The 1,367-nt window shown below is 48.3% G+C and carries 1 protein-coding gene; it reads left to right on the forward strand.

Annotated elements, in window-relative coordinates; genetic code table 11:
• Positions 1 to 51: 51 nt before the first annotated feature.
• Positions 52 to 1,367 (forward strand): IS3-like element IS1397 family transposase gene (locus ACMP1L_RS04040; protein WP_418452071.1). Its coding sequence is split into 2 segments (ribosomal slippage), with 1,317 coding nucleotides annotated over them: positions 52 to 532 and positions 532 to 1,367; the frame shifts between segments, so codons are not numbered across the junction. This gene is flagged as partial in the annotation.

Genomic DNA, 1,367 nt, shown 5'->3' on the forward strand with positions numbered 1-1,367 from the left:
TGAACTGCACCCCAAATGTTGGACATAATCTGACATCTGAAGGTGCAGTTTATGAAACATTCATTTGAAGTAAAACTTGCCGCTGTAAATCATTACCTGGCTGGTCATGCAGGCATCATTTCTACGGCAAAACTCTTTCAACTTTCTCACACCAGCCTCTCACACTGGATTAATCTTTTTCTTCTTCACGGTCCTCGGGCACTGGATTGCAGACACAAGCGTAGCTATTCTCCTGAAGATAAACTTTGCGTGGTTCTTTATGCTCTCGGGCATTCTGAGTCTCTACCCCGGGTAGCTGCCCGGTTTAACATTCCCAGCCACAACACGGTTAAAAACTGGATAAAAGGCTACCGCAAATCTGGTAATGAGGCCTTTATCAGGCGCAGGAAGGAGAAAAGCATGACCCGTTCTGATGATACCCATGAAAACGAGGCAAACATGACGCCGGAAGAGATGAAGAATGAGCTGCGTTATCTTCGCGCAGAAAATGCATATCTGAAAGCCATGCAGGAGCATCTCCTGGAAAAAAAGCGCCAGGAGCTGGAGAAAAAACGAAAGTCATCCGGAGCCTGAGGTGCGGACACTGCCAGTCTGACCTGTTAAAGGCTGCAGGGCTGGCCAGAAGCACGCTGTACTACCAGCTGTCACTGCAGAAGGCTAAGGACAAGTATGCTGATGTGAAACAGCTCATAGCCTCCATCTTCCATGAACACCGGGGATGTTATGGGTACCGGCGGATCCATTGTGAGCTTCAGAAAAGAGGTCTTAAGTTCAGTGGCAAAACAGTGCGAAAACTGATGCAACAGCTCGGCCTGAAGTCTCCTGTGCGCCTGAAGAAATACCGGTCTTACCGGGGAAATATGGGACTCGCTGCAGAAAATATCCTTCAGCGGCAGTTCAAAGCGGAAGCTCCCTGTGAGAAATGGGTGACAGATATCACCGAATTCAGGGCTGGCGGACAAAAACTGTACCTGTCCCCGATACTTGATTTGTTTAACGGGGAAATCGTGGCGTGGGAAACTGCCTGCAGGCCTACAGAGGAGCTGGTGAAGCGCATGTTAAATAAGGGGCTGGAAAGCCTTGCAGAAGGAGAAAAACCGCTGCTCCACAGTGATCAAGGGTGGCATTACCGGATAAAAAGTTATCAGTCTGCCCTGGCAGACAAAGGGTTAGTGCAGAGCATGTCGCGCAAGGGCAACTGCCTTGATAATGCGGTAATGGAGAATTTCTTTGGTCACCTGAAAGAAGAAATGTACTATCGCCGGGACTACAGAAGTGTAGAAGAGCTGGAAAATGCCGTTAACGAATACATAACTTACTGGAATCAAAAAAGAATAAAACTCAGTCTTGGGGGACTCAGTCCGGTA

Origin of the sequence: Ventrimonas sp., from assembly GCF_048380235.1 — a bacterium.
Taxonomy (GTDB): domain Bacteria; phylum Bacillota; class Clostridia; order Lachnospirales; family Lachnospiraceae; genus Brotaphodocola.